This is a genomic window from Streptomyces sp. UNOB3_S3, assembly GCF_020740895.1.
Taxonomy (GTDB): domain Bacteria; phylum Actinomycetota; class Actinomycetes; order Streptomycetales; family Streptomycetaceae; genus Streptomyces.
Genome location: NZ_JAILXP010000583.1, coordinates 1 through 2,881 on the forward strand (window position 1 = coordinate 1; position 2,881 = coordinate 2,881).

The 2,881-nt window shown below is 75.7% G+C and carries 2 protein-coding genes; both read right to left on the minus strand.

Going from position 1 to position 2,881, the window contains the following annotated elements; all coding sequences use genetic code 11:
- Positions 1-264 precede the first annotated feature (264 nt).
- The gene (locus tag K6I33_RS33920; RefSeq protein ID WP_229358649.1) at positions 265-1,116 is read right to left on the minus strand and encodes a DMT family transporter; all 852 of its coding nucleotides are present in this window, start codon (positions 1,114-1,116) and stop codon (positions 265-267) included.
- Positions 1,117-1,322: 206 nt separating this feature from the next.
- Positions 1,323-2,879, minus strand: coding sequence for a penicillin-binding transpeptidase domain-containing protein (locus tag K6I33_RS33925; protein WP_229358650.1), 1,557 nt, complete (start codon positions 2,877-2,879; stop codon positions 1,323-1,325).
- Positions 2,880-2,881 lie beyond the last annotated feature (2 nt).

A 2,881-nucleotide genomic window follows, 5' to 3' on the forward strand; every position in this document is an offset into this window, starting at 1 on the left:
GCCCGTGGACCGGGGGGCGGGCGCGGCCTGGGCCATGGGGGCGGCCGTGGCCAGGCAGGCGAGGGCCCCGGCGGCGACGCCGCTGCGGATGGTGCCGATGGTGCGGATGCGCATGGGCCAGGGATACCGGAACCGGCCGCCGGGGTGTTTGCACCTCACCCGCCCGGCGGCGCGTCACGGGCCCCACGGACCGTCACCCCGCGTGCGGCGTCAACGTGTGTGCGGCCATCGCCCCGTGTACGGCCGTCACCCTGTGTACGGCCGTCACCCCGTGTGCAGCATCAGCCCGATCCCGACGACCATCAGTCCCGCCGCCGCGATCCTCGGCGCCCCGAACCGTTCCTTCATCACGACCGTGCCGATCGCCGCGCCCACGATGATCGACGACTCGCGCAGCGCCGCGACCGGGGCGAGGGGCGCCCGGGTCTGCGCCCAGAGCACCAGCCCGTACGCGAAGACGGACAGCAGTCCGCCGAGCAGCCCGCGCGCGGCGAAGGGGCGGATCTGGGCGAGCAGGGCGCCGCGCCGGGAGGCCACCGCCCAGGCGGGGATCACCAGTCCCTCCAGGATCATCAGCCAGGAGATGTAGCCGAGCGACGTGCCCGCGGCCCGTACGCCCAGGCCGTCGACGACCGTGTACGCGGCGATGGCGAGCCCGGTGGCGACGGCCGCCCCGATCGCCGCCCACCGGGGCCGGGTGCCCGAGCCCCGGATGCCCCACAGGGCGAGGCCGGTCAGCCCGGCCGAGGCGACGGCGACGCCCGCGAGCTGGCGGCCGTCCGCGACCTCATGGGCGAAGAGCGCCGCGAGACCGGTGACCGCGAGCGGGGCGGTGCCCCGGGCGATCGGGTACATCTGGCCGAAGTCGCCGAGGGTGAACGACCGCATGAGCAGGGCCTGGTAGACCGTGTGGAGGGCGGCCGAGGCGAGGAGGTACGGCCAGGCCCCGGCGGCGGGCACCGGTACGAACGGCAGCAGCGCCGCCCCGCAGAGCGCCCCGCCGCCGCCCACGAGGGTGAAGGCGAGGAGCTGGTCCCTGATGCCGTGGGCGATGGCGTTCCAACTGGCGTGGGTGACGGCGGCGATGAGGACGGCCACGGCGACGAGCGGCGTCATGCGCCACCACCCCCGGCCCGGCGGTCAGGTATGCGGGACGGAATGCTCATGACACCCGACGCTAGCGGCGCCGCCGGGGGCCCGCGATGTCGTTTCCGTCACCCGGGCCCGGCGCCCGGTGGACCCGGCGGGCGCGGGTGGTGGACCGGGCGAGCGCGGGTGGTGGACCCGGCGAGCGCGAGTGATGGACCCGGCGGGCGCGCGGGTCAGCCGCCCGCGCGCAGCACCGCCGCGACGACCGGGCCGGCCGAGTCGCCGCCGTGCCCGCCCTGCGGGACGACGGCGGCGGCCGCCACGTCGTCGCGGTACGCGGCGAACCAGCCGTTGGGCGCGGTCTGGCCGTCGACCTCCGCCGAGCCCGTCTTGGCGCCGATGTCGCCGCCGAGGCCGGCCATCGCCCTGGCACCCGTACCGGAGACGGCGGTGAGCCGCATCATCGAGCGCAGGTCGCGGGCGGCGCCGGGCGACAGCGGGCGGGCGGCCCGGGCGAGCTGACGGCCGTCCAGGGACGGGTCCACGAAGTACGGCTGGTGGAACGATCCGTCGCGGACGGTCGCCGCTATGGACGCCATGTTGAGGGGGCTCATCTGCACCCGGCCCTGGCCGATGAGCGCGGCGGCCTTGCCCGCGCCGCTGTCGGTGGGCACCCGGCCGTCGAACGTCGCGACGCCGGCCTTCCAGTCCAGCCCGATCCCGAAGACGTCGCGGGCCTCGGCGGCGAGGGCGCCGTCGGGGAGCTGCCCGGCGAAGGAGATGAAGGCGGTGTTGCAGGACGCCGCGAAGTCCTGGGCGAAGGTGGCCCGGGGGTTCTCGCTGTTCTCCACGTTGTGGAAGGTCATGCCGTACGTGGCGTTCTTCGGGCACGGCAGGGCCTTGCCGGGCGCGGCCTTGCCCTGCTCCAGCAGCAGCGCGGACGTCACGATCTTCATCGTGGAGCCGGGCGCGGTCGTACCGCCCAGCGCGGCGTTGAACCCCGTCTTCTTGGAGTTGGCGACGGCCAGGATCTCACCGGTGCTCGGCTTCACGGCGACCACGGAGGCGTCGCCGTACTTGTTCACCGCGGTCTCGGCGGCGCGCTGGACGGCCGCGTCGATGGTGGTGCGCAGCTTGCCGGGCTTGCCCTCGGAGACGACGTGGAGGTTCTTGGGGGCCGCGCCCGCGGGCCCTTCGAGGCGGACGGCGACGGCGGGCTCGCCGCCCGCCTTCTCGCCGTACTTCTTGCGCAGCTCGGACAGGACGGACTCCAGCGACGGGTGGTCCTTGAGGTCCAGTTCCGCGCCGGAGCGGTCGACGGCGGCGACCTTCGGCTCCTCGGTGGGGCCGGTGCGCAGCGTCCGGCCGGCGGTGAGCTCGGGGTGGACGACCGCCGGCTGCCAGCCGACCCGGGCGCGGCCGCCCTCCGCGCCGCGGACGACATCGAGCGAGGAGTCGTAGGCCCAGGTGGTGCGCTGCTTGCCGAGGACGACCTCGGCGCTGACGGAGAAGGGCACCTTGGTGCCCACGGCCGTGCCCTGCTTGAACGTCACCTTCTCCACGTGCGCGGAGTCCCGGAAGGCGGCCAGGGCGGTGGTCGCCGCCTGGGCGTTGTCGGTGAGGCCGGCGGCCTTGGCGGTGTCCCCGGCGGCCCACGCGGCGAGGAAGTCGCGCGCGGTCTTCTCGGTCTCGCCGGATGTCGGCGGCCCGGTCCGCGCCGGGGCCGCCTCCGCCCGCAGTCCGCCCGCGCCGTCGCCCGTGACGGCGTCGACCAGGTTGTAGGCCCCCAGCC

What these genes read in the sequence shown, in the direction of transcription:
- K6I33_RS33920 (WP_229358649.1), bottom strand. Translation starts at nt 1,116, where the DNA reads ATGACGCCGCTCGTCGCCGTGGCCGTCCTCATCGCCGCCGTCACCCAC.